The sequence below is a fragment of the Desmospora profundinema genome, assembly GCF_031454155.1.
Classification (GTDB): domain Bacteria; phylum Bacillota; class Bacilli; order Thermoactinomycetales; family DSM-45169; genus Desmospora; species Desmospora profundinema.
In genome coordinates this window covers 242,160-257,997 of sequence record NZ_JAVDQG010000004.1, presented here as the reverse complement: position 1 = coordinate 257,997, position 15,838 = coordinate 242,160, and the positions used below count along the sequence as shown (strand labels likewise).

The 15,838-nt window shown below is 52.2% G+C and carries 15 protein-coding genes and 1 riboswitch; of the genes, 7 read left to right on the top strand and 8 right to left on the bottom strand.

All coding sequences use genetic code 11. The features are described from left to right. The first annotated feature begins 247 nt into the window (after positions 1–247). Positions 248–1,144, top strand: coding sequence for an RluA family pseudouridine synthase (locus tag JOE21_RS10280; protein WP_309865615.1), 897 nt, complete (start codon positions 248–250; stop codon positions 1,142–1,144). A gap of 60 nt (positions 1,145–1,204) precedes the next feature. Here JOE21_RS10280 and JOE21_RS10275 read toward each other — a convergent pair whose 3' ends face one another. Further along, positions 1,205–1,786, bottom strand: coding sequence for a GNAT family N-acetyltransferase (locus JOE21_RS10275; protein WP_309865613.1), 582 nt, complete (start codon positions 1,784–1,786; stop codon positions 1,205–1,207). Positions 1,787–1,868: 82 nt separating this feature from the next. Further along, on the bottom strand, positions 1,869–2,210 hold the full coding sequence (locus tag JOE21_RS10270) for a hypothetical protein (protein WP_309865609.1): 342 nt from the start codon (positions 2,208–2,210) through the stop codon (positions 1,869–1,871). Between the two features lie 499 nt (positions 2,211–2,709). On the opposite strand from JOE21_RS10270, the gene JOE21_RS10265 reads away from it, so the two are divergent. From JOE21_RS10265 to JOE21_RS10255, 3 genes are all read left to right on the top strand, one after another. After that, the gene (locus tag JOE21_RS10265) at positions 2,710–3,996 is read left to right on the top strand and encodes a helix-turn-helix domain-containing protein (RefSeq protein ID WP_309865607.1); all 1,287 of its coding nucleotides are present in this window, start codon (positions 2,710–2,712) and stop codon (positions 3,994–3,996) included. A 489-nt stretch (positions 3,997–4,485) separates the two neighbouring features. Next, entirely contained in the window at positions 4,486–4,782 is a 297-nt protein-coding gene (locus JOE21_RS10260; RefSeq protein ID WP_309865604.1) for a hypothetical protein, read from the top strand. Positions 4,783–5,086: 304 nt separating this feature from the next. Next, the gene (locus JOE21_RS10255) at positions 5,087–5,554 is read left to right on the top strand and encodes a hypothetical protein (RefSeq protein ID WP_309865602.1); all 468 of its coding nucleotides are present in this window, start codon (positions 5,087–5,089) and stop codon (positions 5,552–5,554) included. A gap of 159 nt (positions 5,555–5,713) precedes the next feature. On the opposite strand, the gene JOE21_RS10250 is transcribed toward JOE21_RS10255, so the two are convergent. The 3 genes from JOE21_RS10250 to JOE21_RS10240 form a co-directional block, all read right to left on the bottom strand. Beyond that, positions 5,714–6,016: a YunC family protein gene (locus tag JOE21_RS10250; protein ID WP_309865599.1), complete on the bottom strand. Its 303-nt coding sequence runs from the start codon at positions 6,014–6,016 to the stop codon at positions 5,714–5,716. 66 nt (positions 6,017–6,082) lie between these two features. Beyond that, on the bottom strand, positions 6,083–6,895 hold the full coding sequence (locus tag JOE21_RS10245; RefSeq protein ID WP_309865597.1) for an undecaprenyl-diphosphate phosphatase: 813 nt from the start codon (positions 6,893–6,895) through the stop codon (positions 6,083–6,085). A gap of 98 nt (positions 6,896–6,993) precedes the next feature. After that, positions 6,994–7,248, bottom strand: coding sequence for a DUF6154 family protein (locus tag JOE21_RS10240; RefSeq protein WP_309865593.1), 255 nt, complete (start codon positions 7,246–7,248; stop codon positions 6,994–6,996). Positions 7,249–7,390: 142 nt separating this feature from the next. On the opposite strand from JOE21_RS10240, the gene JOE21_RS10235 reads away from it, so the two are divergent. Continuing rightward, positions 7,391–7,873 carry a QueT transporter family protein gene (locus tag JOE21_RS10235; protein WP_309865590.1) on the top strand — a complete coding sequence of 161 codons (483 nt, stop codon included), beginning with the start codon at positions 7,391–7,393 and terminating at the stop codon, positions 7,871–7,873. A 119-nt stretch (positions 7,874–7,992) separates the two neighbouring features. On the opposite strand, the gene JOE21_RS10230 is transcribed toward JOE21_RS10235, so the two are convergent. Together JOE21_RS10230 and JOE21_RS10225 are read right to left on the bottom strand one after the other, a co-directional pair. Continuing rightward, a complete protein-coding gene (locus tag JOE21_RS10230; RefSeq protein ID WP_309865587.1) occupies positions 7,993–9,423 on the bottom strand; it encodes a bifunctional metallophosphatase/5'-nucleotidase in 1,431 nt (476 codons plus the stop codon). Between the two features lie 210 nt (positions 9,424–9,633). After that, positions 9,634–10,455: a sulfite exporter TauE/SafE family protein gene (locus JOE21_RS10225; protein WP_309865584.1), complete on the bottom strand. Its 822-nt coding sequence runs from the start codon at positions 10,453–10,455 to the stop codon at positions 9,634–9,636. 195 nt (positions 10,456–10,650) lie between these two features. Continuing rightward, a riboswitch (cobalamin riboswitch) is annotated at positions 10,651–10,848 on the top strand. A 145-nt stretch (positions 10,849–10,993) separates the two neighbouring features. Here JOE21_RS10225 and metE point away from each other — a divergent pair. Further along, the gene (gene metE, locus JOE21_RS10220; RefSeq protein WP_309865582.1) at positions 10,994–13,333 is read left to right on the top strand and encodes a 5-methyltetrahydropteroyltriglutamate--homocysteine S-methyltransferase; all 2,340 of its coding nucleotides are present in this window, start codon (positions 10,994–10,996) and stop codon (positions 13,331–13,333) included. Positions 13,334–14,010: 677 nt separating this feature from the next. On the opposite strand, the gene JOE21_RS10215 is transcribed toward metE, so the two are convergent. Next, the gene (locus JOE21_RS10215) at positions 14,011–14,886 is read right to left on the bottom strand and encodes a DUF72 domain-containing protein (RefSeq protein WP_309865579.1); all 876 of its coding nucleotides are present in this window, start codon (positions 14,884–14,886) and stop codon (positions 14,011–14,013) included. 511 nt (positions 14,887–15,397) lie between these two features. Here JOE21_RS10215 and JOE21_RS10210 point away from each other — a divergent pair. Next, a complete protein-coding gene (locus JOE21_RS10210) occupies positions 15,398–15,835 on the top strand; it encodes a M67 family metallopeptidase (RefSeq protein WP_309865576.1) in 438 nt (145 codons plus the stop codon). Positions 15,836–15,838 lie beyond the last annotated feature (3 nt).

Here is a 15,838-nt window from a genome sequence, read left to right as displayed (position 1 = left end):
AGAGTGCCTTATGGCACCATGGGTGCCCAACGGTTTTCTCTTTGTTCACGATCCGTTCCATTCGGGTTTCGGCTATGTTTATTTTATTCGACAAATTTGCTAAGAATCCTACTTTAGAAAGGAGGACGACAGGAGGAAATTGCTCTAAGTATCCCCACATGGGGGATACCGAGCAACGCCGACTTTCCTCTACGCCAATAAATGGGCGAGTCTCCTGTCGGCAATTCTCTTGAAATACAACAAATGGATGACATACACCGTCCCCCCGGAATGGGACCGGCGGACCGTGTCCGAAGTGTTAAAAGGCCCCCTTCTCCTCTCCAACCGGATGATCAACCGGTTGACCCGGTCCCGCGGCATTCGCCTGAATGGAAGTATGCCGTGGCTCAATCGTGTGTTAAAAACCGGAGATCGGCTGCAGGTGGCCGTGCGCCCCCGGGAGAAGGCCGACCTGAGAGCGGAGCCGGTTCCTTTCGGCGTGGTGTATGAAGACGCCGATTGGATGGTTGTAGACAAACCCCCGGGAGTAAAGGTTCACCCCACCCGGCCCGATGAAGGGGGAACACTGGTCCACGGCCTCCTGCATCATTGGAAAACGACCCATGGCATGGAAGGAAAAGCCCGTCCCGTACATCGGCTGGACCGACATACGTCGGGACTGTTACTGGTGGCCAAATATTCATACGCTCACCAACTGATGGATCGGGAATTGCGGGAAAAACGAATCCGGCGGATCTACTGGGCCATATGCCGCGGTTCGATGGCACGCCATCAAGCGGAAGGCACCATCGACGCCCCCATCGCCCCGGAACCCGGTCACCCACTGCGACGACGGGTGGACTCCGGCGGAGAGCATGCCGTCACCCACTACCGGGTGCTGGATCAGTCGGAGGAAGCGACCCTGCTTCAGTTGGAGCTTGTCACCGGAAGGACGCATCAGATTCGCGTCCATTTAGCCCACCTAGGCCACCCCTTGATCGGGGACAAACTGTACGGAGGACCCACCCGTCACCTGCGGCGCCAGGCGCTGCACGCCCGGGAGCTCCATTTCCATCACCCGCTTACCGGTGAAACGATGAAATTCACTTCGCCGCTGCCGGACGACATCGCGGCTCTGATGAAGAAACGGGGACTTCAGCCATAGCCGAAAAGCCCCGTTCACGTATATGCGAACGGGGCTTTGGCTCACTCGTCGATCGGATAGTCATCCCAATTGAGACCACTCTTTTTTGTCCTCGACCCATTCCCGTTTCCCTTCCCAATCCTCCACCGTCAGCGCATAGAGTTCATGGTCTTCCCACCTGCCATTAACCTTGAGATGACGGGGAGAAAGGCCGATCCGGCGGAACCCGATTGCCTGCAAGAGGCGGATGGAGGAACGGTTGGAAGGCATGGCACCTGCTTCGACACGATGCAGGCCCGCCTCGGTGAAAGCAAAATCCAGCACCTGCCGCACCGCGTCGCGCATCAGACCTTTCCCGGTATAACGTTGGTCGAGAAAATAACCGATGGTGGCGTTGTGCCAGGCTCCCCGCACCACATTGGACAGGTTGACGCGACCGATCAAGCGGCCGTTTTCCGGGAGGAACACGCCGAACCCGTAGGAGCGGCCCTGCCTCCAATCACGCAAGGAATCCCGAATCAACTGCTCCTGCCTCCGTCGGCTGAAAAAATCCTCTTCCCGAGCGGGATCATACGGTCGTAAAAAGTCGCGGTTTTCCAAGCGAAGCCTCCACTGAGCTTCCACATCATCCATTCCCAGCCGACGGACGATCACCCGATTCATTCGGTATCCCCCCATCTTTTCGTATCCAACAAAACAGCCGCCGACCTTCCGGTCAAACGGCTGTCGCAGACCACCCCGGAAATCAATCCTGCTGCGAATGCAGCGTCACCCGGATGGATACCGGACGCGTCCCTTCATCCACGACGATCCATCCCCGTGCCACACATTTATCCAAGGCCTTGTCCACTTCCGATTGGGACAGGCCCGCTTCCGTGGTCCAGTCCTTCACCGCAATCCGGCCGGGCTGCTTTTTAGTCTCTCCCAAACCCAGATATCGGCGAACGAGGTATCCCATCAACTTGATCTCCGCTTTGGTCGCCTGTTTCGATCCTACCACTTCGTCCAAATAACATTCCACCAACTGCAATGAACGGGGCGAAACCGCCAGGGCTTCACTTCCTCTGGGTCCATACCACGCTGACATCGGCGCTGTTCTCCTCCCGTTCTCTTCTTTTAGGATATGTCTGAACCATTCCGTAAAGTGAGATTCCGGAGCGGTATGGCTGTTTTCGTTTCGTTGCCACACGCCGCCCCTCCCTATGATTGACGAAAAATGAGAATGACAGATAGATCGATTTCCGCACCATGCTCCCGAGGTTCAGCACAACCCCCATCGGGCTGCCACCCAGAACAATCGGAGCTGTAACGGTTTTAAGTATACTGGAGTTTCCCTATGGGTTCAATGAACGAGGCTAGGATTGTGGCTTTACGGTTCGGATTTGAACGTGTTGACCTTTATCAGTACACTGTTTTTTTAATAATGATAATCATTTTCTGATTTTAGTCTGATAAAGATTTAAATCCAGGCTATAAGGATAATAAGTTTGAAATCAGTAATGAAATATACCGAATCTCTATTCCCAATAACAGGATTTTATAGTAGAATGTTTTGGGATCACTAATTTATACAAGGGGGCTATGTAGTGGATACAGTGGGAACTCATGACATTGGATCAGCCATTCGTAAGGTAAGAAAAGAGCGAAATTTAAGACTAGAGGATCTGGCAGATGAGAACATCTCTGTAGCAACCATCAGCAATATCGAACGGGGTGTTTCCCATGTCAAATTTGACAAAGTCCGTTATCTGTTAAAAAAATTGAGCCTCGAAATCAAAAACCTTCCGGGAATCCTGTTGGATGATCAACAAGAGTTAAAAGAGATCGAGTTCCAGCTAAACCGTGCGGAATATGTCTGGCGATTGGGAAAGTATGACGAGGCCATCAAACTGGTGGCTGATTTGCAATTATCCGACAATCACCCCTTGGCGCCCTTAGGTTATTTCGTAAAGGGAAAATCATTGCTTCTGCTCCGGAAATTTGTTAAAGCAGAAAGAGCGCTGTATACCGCCATCAATCTCTGTAATCAAAAAGGGTACGATAAACGCGACAACATTGAAGCCGCCAGCTTTCTGGAGATTGGGATGTGTTGTTTTCAACAAAACGACATCCAAAAGGCGTTGGAGTTTACGGAGAGCGGATTGGATGCTTTTATTGAAGGTGGACAAAGGGAGTACATCAAACAATCGTTGATCATCAATCAGCTAATTTTTTTGGAAAGGTTGGGTCGAATCGGCGAGGGATTAAATCGTGTCCAAGAAGTTTGGGACATCGTGGAGGAAATCAAAGACCTTAATATTCTCCTGACTATGTACTGGATACGTGCGGAATTTTTACGTCGGTCCAACATGAATGACTCAGCGATTGCGTTTGCGGAACAGGGGTTAGAGTTGGCCATTCGTAATAAAAGCTATGATCGGGTGTTTGAGCTTTGGTCCATGCTGGGGATGATCTATACGGTAAAAGGGCAGTGGGATAAAGCGGAAGCCTGTTTTTATTCTGCGCTGGATGCGGAACATCTGGTTACCAACCCAAGGGTAAGAACAAGAACGTACGTGTGGTTGGGAAAACTGTTCATGCATCAAGAAAGATGGGATGAAGCAAAAGAAACCATTCAAAACGCCATTCAGAACGCGACAGAAGCAGACGATGCACCGAGATTGATTCAAGCTCACATAGCAATGGGAGATTGCTTAAGGAGAATAGAGGGTATACGGTCAGCAACTGAACAATACAAAAAGGCTTATGTTTTTACCAAAAAGCACGGTCTTAGAAAAAAAGAATATAAAATTTTGTTCCGCCTTGCTCAATGTGGAGAAAAACTAGATGAGAAGGAATTTGTTAATCATATACGATTCGATGAAGTAGAATAAGAAGCTTTTATTTCCACCTTGCAAGCTTTTACTGTAATAGCTTCTCTTTCTGCCGCTACTTCATGCTTAAGTTATTTCGTCGATTCAAAGATATCGTATGTGACCCAGTTAACACCTGACGCCTGTGGGCGTTTTTCCTTTGTTCAAACATCAAGCAATTAATATTCTTTCCATTTCGTTTTTCATAATGAATATCAGAATTAGTCAAAAGTACGTAAAAAAATATGCCTTCCCCGTATTAAAAAACATCGATCAGTGTCTAATTTTTTATAACACAAATTCATTGACAGTAATTACTTTAAATATTAGAGTATCCCTAAATAATTTAACTGGAAATTTATTTATCTTACATTTGATCCTCGGTCGTAAATGAAACAGCTTTTTTATTTGCGAATGCACAAAGGGATTTCAGCATAATGGTTGATTGTCTATTGTTAAGTCGTTTTAAATTGAATTACCTTCATTCATTAAATATGGGAGTGTGATCTCATGGCAAAATCCGCTAAAAAATCGCTGATATTGTCTTGCATATTCAGTTTTATCGTTCTTCCTTTTGTCTCTGTCGGTGCCCTGTTCTACCACCTCTTCTCCGAGGATGTCGGCTCAGGAAAAAAGGAGTTATTGTTTAACACCATTGTTTTGAATATAAAAGAAACTTCTTTTTCCTTCTTCATCAATTCAAGTTACTTATTGCTGATGGTCATCGTTTTTGTCGCTACGTTTTTTATTGCTTTTGTCACCCATAGAACGGTAAAGGTATTTACACAAGTTGTCGATAAAAAGTAGTCCACTTGAACCCTCTGTTTCCGATTACAATAATTAGGAACGATTATGATGGTCTTAAAAAACGGGGTGATGCCCTGTTTTTTGTTTTGAATCGACGTTGGAACCATTCTCGTCATCGGTTACTTCACTCACAAAACGTCCTCACACTGAATCGCGACTCCTCGGTTTGACCCCGTTCTAACCTCGCGATATGCTTATGTTTGAAAGCGTTTTTTCCTGATATACTTAGCCGTATGAAGTCCTGTTTATCCATTCTTCGACCCGGGCCAACCCGGATGCACCTGTGACAGAAAGGGGGCGCTCCGTGGAAGACGGACTGAGTCGCAAACAAACGCTTGAGGAAATTCGCCACCAACAGAAGAGAAAGGTATACGGGGGTCTCGGTATTTTTTCTATCGTTGCACTGATTAGTTGGATATCCGTCAGCGTATTTCTGACCGACAACACTCCAACATCCCGTGACCAGGAAAGCCCCTCCTCTGCCGATTGGAATCCCCCTGCAGAGGATAACGACGAATCACCCGCTTTCTTCGATGATGAAGAACCAACCGATCAAAAGGATGACGAAGACGTCGTTTCCCAAACGGAATCCGAGGGGCAGGAACAATCATCCGATCCCGCTCCTCCATCCGGATCCCCATCCAATCCCAACACCGCTTCCAGCGACAAAGAGAAAAACACGTCCTCCTCATCCGACCCGGAGCCTTCAAAACCGGGGGAAAAGGGAAAGGGTAAAGGACCGGATATCGCTAGAGAAAAACGCAAAGACTGATTGCTTCATAAGAACCCGTGAGAAAGCCGCCCCTTAGGCGGCGATTCTTTTGATATACCGGAGTCGATCATTTAATGCTACCCCGTCACGGGTGACATGACCTCAGTCCCCCTCCCAGAATACAAAAAGCCCCGGCCAGATCGGCCAGGGCGCATCCCCTCACAACATCTTCAACAAGGCATCCCGTCCGCGCATGCCGGCTTTGATGCCCATCGCTTCCCCTTCCAGGGTCACCATCTCCAGCGGGGCCTCCAACAGATCGGACAATGTCCGAACCCCGACGGCCCGGCCGGCCACGATTTGGCGATCGGCCAATTTCTCATTAAGTAGGCCCACATCTAAAGCTCCACACATGATGTATCCCTTGTCGGTGGTGATCACCAACAGATTGGTCTTCGGGAGCTTTACCTCGATCCCCAATACGGTGTGACCCTCCACCTTCATCGGCTGTAGTTGAACCAAACCGATCCCTCCCAACCCAGTCTCGTACGATACCACCTTATGACGGGAAGGGAAAAGGAGTGCGGGTTATCCGAAGAAGGTGTACAGGAGCAAGCCCCCGGAAACGGCCCAGCAGTAGAGGGCAAAGGGGCGTAGACGGACCCGCTCCATCAGGTTCATAAACCACTTGATCCCCAGCAGGGCGGACAGGAAAGAGACCACAATCGCAGTGATATACGGACCCGGATCGAAGTAGGCGCCACCGGTTTGAAGCAGTTCCATCCCTTCCAGAATGGCGCCGCCACCGATAATCGGCACCGCCAGGATAAAGGAGTAACGCAAGGCTGTCTTCTTGTCCAAACCGCACATCAGGGCAGCCACCACCGTCGCACCGGAGCGGGAAATCCCCGGTAACAGGGCCAACCCTTGAGCGGCACCGATAATGAGGGAATCCGACGTTTTCAAGTCTCCCTCTTTTTTTCGCCCTTCCGCTCCGTCGATGAACCACAGGAACACCCCGGTCAAAAACAACATGACGGCGATCACCGTGAGGGATTTGGCGTATATGGCCAAAACATCTCCGAACAGAACATATAACACACCGGTAATAAACGTACTGATTAACAGAAACACACCAAACTTAAACTCCGTCCGATCTTCCGGGCGGCGGGTAAACGGATAAGTAAAAAATGCGCGGATAATCTGAATGATGTCTCTCCAATAAAAAACGAACACGGCCAGCAGCGAACCGAAATGAAGCAGCAGTTCAAACGTAAGACCTGGTTCCTCCACACCTAAAAACGTTTCGGCAATCACAAGGTGTGCCGAGCTGCTGATCGGCAAAAACTCGGTCAACCCTTGCACCAAACCCAACAAAATGGCTTCCACCCATGCTCCCATGTTTTTGCCCATCCTCTCTCTCAATCTTGGCAGACTCTCTTATTGTAGAACAGGGGGACGGGAAGTGAAAAGGGATGAAAACCATCTTTACAAAAGATTCAATGATAGCGGGGACGGTGGATAAAAGACTCTTCATCCATGTTATCATCCTGGGCCATTTTCATTTTCAGCATCTCGACCAGATACACCCCCACCATCTGGATGACCTCCTCGTCTTCCATCCCTTCAATCAAGGTCATCATATCCTGACGGGTTTGGTCCTCCAGGATGTTGAGCACGACGGAAATCGCATTCTCTTCGTCGTCCTCCAGTTGTTCCCGGTATAATGAATAGATGTCGTCAACAAAACGCATGTCCCTTGCTCCTCCTCTATCCTTGCTTCCTGTTTGACCTTATAGACGTCCAGGCCACTTCAATTGTCTATAACGTGTCCGATGAAACCGAAATCGATCCAACGGATATACTAACGCCATCGCGAAAGGAGTGCATCCATCCATGTCCGCCCGCTATCTGACGACTGTGGCCATGATTGCGGCGGTTTATGCCGTTGTCACGCTGGCATTTGCCCCACTGTCTTATGGGCCTGTCCAGTTTCGTATTGCAGAGAGTTTGACCGTTTTGCCGTATCTGACGCCGCTGGCGATCCCCGGCCTGTTTATCGGAGCGGCAGCGGCCAATTTATTCAGCCCCGTGGGCTTTTATGACGTGATTTTCGGGAGTTTGGCCTCCCTGATCGCCGCTTGGCTCACATACCGGATGCCCAAGCCTTGGCTGGCCCCCCTCCCGCCGGTACTGGTCAATGCCGTCATCATCGGGATTTTACTGGGAACCGTCAGCGGACTGCCCATTGCTGTACCCGCCGCCATGCTGTATGTGGGGCTGGGACAGACAATCGTCTGTTATGGATTGGGGCTTCCCTTTCTCTATCTCCTGCGGCGGGTTCGCAATCAAATTCCCGGGGTCCGAACCGACCGATAACCATAACGCTTTACCCTAAGCAAATCAGTCGGCTTGGTTTTTCATCTCCGCTCCATGCACTCACCAGGTCTCGCTACGCGTGGCAGAGTCGACTCCTCCGAAGAAACAAACCTTCCTTCTCACACCTGGTGCCAGCGCGGCTTTTGCGCCCGTGCAGGTGCCCCCGGAACGGTGAGATGATGGGCGATCACATCCCGTAAAAGCTCAGGCAGATAAAAGCGGAGGCCCGTCCCTTTCTGGATCTCTTCATATCCGATCCCAAAGGTAAACATATCGATGGTGGCCACCCGGTACAACCGGTCCGGCTGCAGCGGTTCACCCGCGATTCGGATCTCCCGGATGCGTGGGGTTGAGCTGGCGTCCGGATCATGGACTACCTCGATTCCGGCCACGTTCATCATTCCCAAGCGTCGGCCCCGAAACCCGAAGCCGCGGATTTCTTTTTGTTGTACCCCCTGGAGGAGAGACTCTTCCAAGGTTTTTTGGATAATCGCACCCGGTAGGTCCATTCCACACGGATTGATGGGATGGGGGCAGATTTGATGGATGCGGCCGCGTGTGACGGGTCCCGCCTCCAAACTTCCCAGCAGCTGTCCGGCGTTGACCAGCGCACATTCCGCTTCCACCCAATCCAGCAACCCGTCGGCCAACAAATTTCCCAACGGCGATTCCGTATACCAATCAATCACCAAATCGTGATCCAGGTGGATGATGGGATGGGATAAAGCCCGCTCCGCCTTTATCCGGTCTTCTTCGATCCGCTGGGAAACGGTTGGATCAGGCGGGACGTCCGACACCGGAAAAACCCGGCCCGATACTGCCAACCGACGGGATGCCGGTACCCATTCCAATGTGAGATGCCCCACATGCCCTCCAAACTTTCCGGCTGCAGCGATCCAGGTGTCTCCCACCCGTTCCGGTTTCTCCAACAGGTGATGGGTGTGAGCCCCCATGATCACATCGATTCCCGGCACCGCCTGGGCCAAGCTTCGATCGTTTCCCAATCCCAGATGGGAAAGCACCACGACCGCATCTGCTTCCCGGCGCAAGCGGGGCACCTGCTTCGCCAATACACGGATCGGATCTTCCACCTCCCATCCCAACAGCCGGTAGAATTCAGCAAAAGAGATCGTAACCCCTGTAAAGGCGACGCGAAAACCGTCCCACTCCCGAACCGCCCATGGTTGGATCCAATCGGGCTGACTTTCAGCAATATCGGCAACATTGGCGGCCAAGACTTGAAATGGGGCATCCCCAAACAGCCGGTTCAGCTCCTCCTTGGAAAAGGTAAGCAATTCGTTATTTCCCAACGTCATGAAATCATACGCGGCTGCCTCCAACACGTGTCGGTTGGCCAACCCGCCGGTTCCTTCCGTTTCCACTGAAAACCGATCCATATGATCACCGATATCCAGAAGCCAACAGGCCTCTCCTCGATCCCGGCATTTCCGCCGCAGTTGGGTCACCAACCGGTGAATCCGGGGCATCGCCTCAAAGTGACTGTGGATATCGTTGGTATGTATGATATGAAGGCGGGTCGTTCGACTCACCAGCATCCTCCCTTCGGGCAAAGCCCCTTTAAATGGTCATCCTGGAAGGACATCTTCCCTTCAGGTGAAGCCCTCTCTCCATTATCGCTCTATAAAAGGGCTATTCTTGGTTGGTTCCGATAAACAGTCCCTATCCATAAGCCTGCGGGTTGTGGCCGGCTGCAATAAACGTGATCGAGGCGAGAGCTTGTACAAAATGATCGGATACCCTTATCCGACTCCTTCCAGAATCATGCGAACGGCTACTACCAAGATGGCGATCCGAAGACCAATTAAGAGTGCATGACTGCTCATCCGCTCGGAGATCCATGCACCCAGCTGCCCGCCAAACCATGCGCCGGGGGCAATCAATAAAACCGCCATCCAATCGATGTTTCCTTGAATCAAATGGGTGGCGGAGCCAAGAATGGATGACAGAAAGATGACGAACATGGACGTGGCGGTGGCCACATGGGCCGGAAACTGAAACAGGAGCACCATCATCGGCACCAGCAGCGAACCGCCCCCGATCCCGAACAAACCCGATAAAGCTCCGATTACGAAGGAGCCGATCCAAGCCGTGGGACGATGGTATCCGTATCGGTAACTATTCCCCTTTGGATCGGTAAATTCCCGCTTCACATCCCACTTTACGGACTTCGGTTTCAGGTGTTCCCGAAACTGCATCACAGTCGCAACCAAGATCATAACAAGCCCGAAAGCAATATAGAATGGCCGGGGTTGAAAATAACTGATTAAATAAGCGCCCACGATGGCTCCCGGACCACTGGCCAGAAAGAACGACCACGCACTGGAATAGTCGATCCGCTTTTTTTTCGTATACGAAATCGTGGATGCCAGCGCCGTGATAATTACCAATACCAACGATGTCCCGACGGCGACCGGAGGCGTGATATGGCTGTAACCCGGAAATAGGGACGCCACCAACAGCAACGCGGGTACGGTGATGATCCCGCCCCCCAACCCGACCAAGCTGCCGACGGTTCCGGCAACCAACCCGATCAGGATCAGTATGATCCATTCCAACAACATGTTCCCTCCTGCGGGAGCGTGGCTATGATTGGGAGATCCCGCTCACCGTCTTTCCTACCTTTCGCTTTCCCAATTATCGTAGCAGACCGCGCCCCCGAAAAGAAGGGCGGTTTTTTGCCGACTCTGGAATGATTGGGGAAGACGGCGAAAATAGGTTGACCAATCCCTATCCCTGTGATACGGTTTTTCCAATAATCGAACACAGTGGGAGCAGGTACTTTGGAGCCCTCCAAAGTTTAAAAGGGAAGTCGGTGAAACTCCGATGCGGTCCCGCCACTGTAACAGAGGAGCCCGCGGACTTAAAACGCCACTCATTTTGGAAGGAAATGGGGAAGGCATCCCGTCGGGTGAGGATTCTGAAGCCAGGAGACCTGCCTGTTCCGACAACACCATGGTTCCCTACGGTCGATAGGGAGGTGTTTGGATAACCGGGACCCACGGCCCCGTCCGGGATGGATGAGCGCCGATGGGGAATTTTGTAGTAGCCGCGTGATCCAGCCACCTCCATCGATGGATAACCTTGGGGGTGGCTTTTTATATGAACAAAGAAGAGGAGAGATGCATCGTGACAGCAATACGCACCGGCAATCTGGGATATCCCCGGATCGGTTCCAACCGGGAATGGAAGAAGCATCTGGAGTCTTACTGGGCAGGTAAAATCGACGAAACCCAATTAAAGGAACAGATGAAAAAACTCCGCCGCCAATACCTAAAGACACAACAAGAAAAAGGGGTCGACTGGGTCCCGGTGGGCGACTTCACCTTCTACGATCACGTGTTGGATACCGCCGCCATGTTCGGCCTCATTCCCAAACGGTTTGCACATACGGGAGGACCCGTTTCGCTGGATACGTATTTTGCGATGGCCAGGGGAAATCAAGGAGCCGTCGCATGCGAAATGACCAAGTGGTTCAACACCAATTATCATTATATCGTGCCGGAGTTTGAGCCGGAAATCACTCCTCTCTTAACGGAAAACAAACCGCTGAAAGCGTTCGAAGAAGCCAAACAGTGGGGAATCAAGGGAAAACCCGTTCTGCTCGGCCCCTTCACCCTCTTAAAATTATCCAAAGGATATGACTCGAATCAATTTGCCGACCTGCTGTTGGAAACCCTGGTTCCCCTATATGAACAGGTGCTGAAGGAGCTGGAGACAGCCGGTGCCGAATGGGTGCAGATGGATGAACCGTCGTTGGTGACAGATGTGAATCCAAAAGAGTGGTCCTGGATCGACCGCGCATACAGCCGGTTGACGACAGCTGCCCCTCGGCTTCGTCTTCTCCTGCAAACCTATTTTGATTCCGCCACCGCTTATCCCAGCTTAATCCGTCTGCCCGTCCACGGAATCGGCCTGGATTTGGTCCATGGAAAAAAAGGAAACCTGGACTCCCTCCAAGCACATGGATTCCCTGCGGATAAGACATTGGCCCTCGGCATCATCGATGGGAGAAACATCTGGAAAACTCCTTTGGCCGAGCAGCTCAAGCTGCTGGAACAGATCCAGTCCCGGGTGAAACCCGCTGAGTGGTGGTTGCAACCCTCTTGCAGCCTGTTGCATGTACCGGTGGAAGCGGCACAAGAGACGGGACTGCGTCCGGAGTTGGCCGGGGCGATCGCCTTTGCCAATGAAAAGCTGGATGAGCTGGCCGTCCTGGCAAAAGGATTCAAGCACGGCAAAACAAGCATCTCCGATTCGCTTCAGGAAAACACGGACGCTATCAAACGATTCCGGAACGCTTCCTTCCGCCATGTGTCCGGTCTCCGTGAAACCCTGGCCAATCTTTCATCCGAGGATTTCCAGCGCAGTCATCCCTTCTCGGAACGAAAACAGCTCCAAGCCGAGTCCCATCCTCTTCCCCTGTTTCCCACCACCACCATCGGCAGCTTCCCGCAAAGTGCGGATGTTAGAAGAGCCCGGAGAAAGTGGCGGGCAGGGGAATGGAGCGAGGAACAGTATGAATCGTTTTTGCGGGATGAAACGGCCCGCTGGATCGGCATTCAGGAAGAAATCGGGCTGGATGTGTTGGTGCACGGGGAATTTGAACGAACGGACATGGTGGAATACTTCAGCGATAAACTGGACGGCTATTCAAAAACGGCAAACGGTTGGGTACAGTCCTACGGTTCCCGTTGTGTAAAGCCGCCGATCATCCATGGGGATGTGGCTTTCCTCTCCCCGATGACCGTCAAAGAGAGTGTGTACGCCCAATCTTTGACGGATAAAAAGGTAAAAGGGATGCTGACCGGTCCCACCACCATGATCCGCTGGTCCTTCGTGCGCGACGATCTGCCGGTAAGCGAGATTTCCCTGCAAATCGGTTACGCATTAAGAAAAGAAGTAGAAGCGTTGGAAAAAGAGGGAATCGGAATCATCCAAGTGGACGAACCCGCTTTGCGGGAAGGGTTACCACTGAAACAAATCGACTGGAAAGCGTATCTGGAACAAGCGGTTCAATCCTTCCGGCTGGCCACCTCTTCGGTCCAACCCGACACACAGATCCATACCCATATGTGTTACAGCGAGTTTCACGATATCATCGAGGCCATCCAGGCGTTGGATGCAGATGTGATTTCGATCGAATCCTCGCGCAGCCACGGTGAACTGGTCCGTTCGTTTGAAGAAAAAACGTATACCCAAGGAATCGGACTCGGCATCTATGATATCCACAGCCCGCGGATCCCGGAAGAAGAGGAGATGGCCCGGACAATTGAACGCGCCTTGCGCGTGCTGCCTCCCTCCCTGTTTTGGATCAATCCCGACTGCGGGTTAAAGACGCGCAACGAGAAAGAGACGGTGGAATCCCTGGTTCGGATGATTCAGGTGGCACATCGGTTACGAGAGCAGTGGAACGAAACCATCACCCCTGCATCTCGCTGACACGAAAAAATCACTTTCTCTCTCACCCGTAGTTTCACCCCATCAAACACCCTCTCGGCGGATCGACTGTCGCTGAGAGGGGTGTTTGATGGGGTTTGGATTTTCCCATTCACGGCATATGATCATAAGGGTGAGGAACACAACACCCCAGTGGTGCGACCTTCATCAGCGAAGGCCGCGACCTGCGTTACGTATCACATCGAGTGACCCGCCCACGGTTTGCGAGGCCTAGGCGGGTCACTTTTTTCATGACTAGTGCCCCTTCAGGTAACTTCGATCTGTTTTTCATGGCCTTTACGCGGACAAGTCGGTCGGCTTGGTTTTCCGTCTTCGCTCCATGCGTGGCAGAGTCGACTCCGCCGAAAAACCAAGCCTCCCTCCACATAAACACGATCAATATTGGTAGATGGGGCACTAGATGATGTAACACACATACACTCCTTGCACTAGGGCCTGTCTGGTAATTCAATTTTCCGTGAGAACGAAAGAGGGTCGGTATGGCTGGCGGAGAGCCTTTGCGCTTTTTGCAACGAAACGGAGACAGCCATACCGACCCGGGTCTCGCCCTACATATTTATCAGACACGCCCTAAATCAAGCAAGCAACATGAGGGTTTCCGTCAATGGCATCTTGTAGGAAAGAAGAGCCGCCACCCCGCCTCAGGCCGTTTCTTCATTTCAAAATATCCCCAGTTGCCGTGGAGCCAGCCCTTCCATCGTCACTCCCAGAAGGTCCATCATCATGCGGGCATTTCCCACCGCATCCCCCTCCGAGTTGTTGTTGAATAGCAGGGTGACTTGTCGGGTTTCCCGCTTCATCGCCTGGATGCGGGGAACCCACTCGGCAAGCTCCTGGCGGGAATAGCGATACGCATAGCGAACCCGGCGCCACTCCTCATTGGAACGGCCCGATGCATTCCAGCCGGAACGGTTGCGCCCATGGAAACGGACCAGTACATGATCGGGATGGGTGACAGCCGCCACAATCGGTACGGAACCCTCTCCCGCCTGGGGTTCATCGCAAACCACATGCACCAGTTTTTCTCCTTCCAGGAAACGGAGAGTCTGTTCCCGGTATTCCGGCCGGAACCAGGATTGATGGCGAAACTCCACCGCCAAGGTCCAATCCGGATAGGCCTGGCGGCAGCGACGGATGTATTGGACATGCTTCTTATTACAATCGTACCAGGGTGGAAACTGAAACAACACCATCGCCAGCTTGCCGGCTTCCGCCATCGGTGCCACGGAGTCGGAAAAATCGCGGAAGATCTGTTTGGCTGACCGTTCCGGCGCGCCCGCTTTCCGGCCGTGACCGGTCATCTCGCGGTAAGCCTTGATCACAAATCGAAAGTCATCCGGGGTCTCCTCCGCCCAGCGGGCCATTCGTTCCGGGGGTTGGATCGCATGGTAGCTGCTGTCCACCTCCACCACGGGAAAATGACCCGCGTAAACGGCCAACTTCTCCCGGGACGGGGTGCCCGCGGGGTACAAGCCGTGGTCCCCCCAGCCGCAAACCCCGACCTGAATCGGGTTTCGTATCGTTTGCTCCGTCAATGCCTCCCCCTCCTGCTGTACTGTCGTTCCTTAGTCTCGCTATTTAATTACTAGTACTACAGTTGCATTTGTACGAAGAGTATACATGAGCTTGGGTTGGTCGGGCTGGCGGGCTGTCTTCGATCTCTTGCAAAAAGCGTAAAGGATCTCAGCCATCCCACCACCCTCCCTACTCACACCTACGCCTGCTAGTCTTCTTAGGAGGCCCCTCCCCACTCTCGCAATTGTCACGCCCGCACACAAGTCTCGCCATGGTCACTTCGTTCCCTGGTCTCGCTATGCGTGGCAGAGTCACTCCGCCGGAAAACAAATTCTTCCGCTTCCTTTGTCTATGTAGGTCAGCCTTCTGCTCCTGACGTTGAGGCAAAATGGAATATATGCCGTCATTCTACCACAGGAGGCGGCAAAATCAGACAGGTTTTGCCGCCGGCCCAAAAAACCGGTACAATATTGCAGAAAGCTTATTCAACCGCATCCGGCACCGTTAACCAATCCGGAAGGGGATGTCGGGATGGCCTCCACTTTGATCACGATTCAAGCCCGTGTCATTCAACTCATGGAAGCGCACTGTCAGCAGGAACTGCCGCGGGAAGCATGCGGAATCCTGGCCGGGAACGGGCAGGAAATCACCCGTTTCTTTCCTATTCCCAACCAAGATTCCAGTCCACAATCCTTCTCTTTTGAACCCCGTGCCTTCCTGGAAGCCCTGAAGATTATGCGGCGGGAACAGTTGGAGTGGCTGGGCATTCTCCACTCCCACCCCCGAACCGACCCCTACCCCTCCGACCGGGATATCTCCCATTGGCACTATCCCGAATTAATCAGCTGGATCCTATCCTTTCATGATCATCCTCCCCGTTTGTCGGCCTATCATATTAAACACGGCCGTGTCGTTCCCGTTCTTTACGAAGTGGTTTCCGGGGACGAGGAGACGGACCGACTGGAGTGAACG

Bases quoted from the DNA above. Each gene is read 5' to 3' on its own strand.
- JOE21_RS10280 (WP_309865615.1), top strand. From the start codon at position 248: ATGACATACACCGTCCCCCCGGAATGGGACCGGCGGACCGTGTCCGAA.
- JOE21_RS10275 (WP_309865613.1), bottom strand. From the start codon at position 1,786: ATGAATCGGGTGATCGTCCGTCGGCTGGGAATGGATGATGTGGAAGCT.
- JOE21_RS10270 (WP_309865609.1), bottom strand. From the start codon at position 2,210: ATGTCAGCGTGGTATGGACCCAGAGGAAGTGAAGCCCTGGCGGTTTCG.
- JOE21_RS10260 (WP_309865604.1), top strand. From the start codon at position 4,486: ATGGCAAAATCCGCTAAAAAATCGCTGATATTGTCTTGCATATTCAGT.
- JOE21_RS10245 (WP_309865597.1), bottom strand. From the start codon at position 6,895: ATGGGAGCATGGGTGGAAGCCATTTTGTTGGGTTTGGTGCAAGGGTTG.
- JOE21_RS10240 (WP_309865593.1), bottom strand. From the start codon at position 7,248: ATGCGTTTTGTTGACGACATCTATTCATTATACCGGGAACAACTGGAG.
- JOE21_RS10235 (WP_309865590.1), top strand. From the start codon at position 7,391: ATGTCCGCCCGCTATCTGACGACTGTGGCCATGATTGCGGCGGTTTAT.
- JOE21_RS10225 (WP_309865584.1), bottom strand. From the start codon at position 10,455: ATGTTGTTGGAATGGATCATACTGATCCTGATCGGGTTGGTTGCCGGA.
- metE (WP_309865582.1), top strand. From the start codon at position 10,994: ATGAACAAAGAAGAGGAGAGATGCATCGTGACAGCAATACGCACCGGC.
- JOE21_RS10210 (WP_309865576.1), top strand. From the start codon at position 15,398: ATGGCCTCCACTTTGATCACGATTCAAGCCCGTGTCATTCAACTCATG.